Raw genomic sequence first — 944 nt, 5'->3', positions numbered from 1 at the left:
GGGTCGGGGGTGTTGAAGGGGCCTCCGGCCTTGAGGCGGGCGGGGAGGTCGGGGTTGGCGACGAAGAGGAAGCCGTAGGAGAGGATGTCGGCGATGCCGTCCTCGATGAGGTGGAGGTCGTCCGGGCCGGTGGGGCCGCCGGTGAAGGCGTTGAGGACGACGGTGCCGGTGAAGCGCTTGCGCAGGTCGAGGGTGAGCTCGCGGATGTCGGCGTTGGCCTCGAGGATGTGGAGGTAGGCCAGGCCCAGGGGCTCGATCGCGTCGACCAGTGCGGTGTAGACGGGGGCCGGCTCGGGCTCTTCGATGGTGTTGAGCGGGTTGGTCGGGGAGATGCGCAGGGCGGTCTTGTCCGCGCCGATCTCCGCGACGACCGCGCGGACGACCTCGAGGGCGAAGCGGATGCGGTTCTCCACGCTGCCGCCCCAGCGGTCGGTGCGCTGGTTGGAGTTCGGGGCGAGGAACTGGTGGATCAGGTAGCCGTTCGCGCCGTGGAGCTCGACACCGTCGAAGCCGGCCTCGATCGCGTTGCGGGAGGCGGTGACGAAGTCGGTGACCGTGGCGAGGATCTCGGGCTCGGTCAGCTCGCGGGGGGTGACGAAGTCCTTCATGCCCTCGGCGGTGAAGACCTGGCCCTGGGCGGCGACCGCGGACGGGCCGACCGGGGTCATGCCCTCGGGCAGGAGCACGGGGTGCCCGACCCGGCCGGTGTGCATGATCTGCGCGTAGATCCGGCCGCCCTTGGCGTGGACCGCGTCGGTCACCTTCCGCCAGGAAGCGATCTGCTCGTCGCTGTGCAGGCCCGGGGTCCAGGGGTAGCCCTGACCGACCACGGAGGGCTGCACGCCCTCGGTGATGATCAGACCGGCCGTGGCGCGCTGGGCGTAGTACTCCGCCATCAGCTCGGTCGCGATCCCGTTCGCGCCCGCACGGCTGCGCGTCATCGG

The 944-nt window shown here is 71.0% G+C and carries 1 protein-coding gene; it reads right to left on the bottom strand.

The features are described from left to right. Window positions 1–944, bottom strand: a 944-nt coding sequence (locus IE295_RS33145) for an alkene reductase (RefSeq protein WP_190067517.1), incomplete at both ends; no start/stop codon positions are given.

The organism is Streptomyces griseocarneus (assembly GCF_014655595.1).
GTDB classification, from domain to species: domain Bacteria; phylum Actinomycetota; class Actinomycetes; order Streptomycetales; family Streptomycetaceae; genus Streptomyces; species Streptomyces griseocarneus.
The sequence above is the reverse complement of the archived record's forward strand: the minus strand, read 5'-3'. Positions and strand labels throughout refer to the sequence as shown.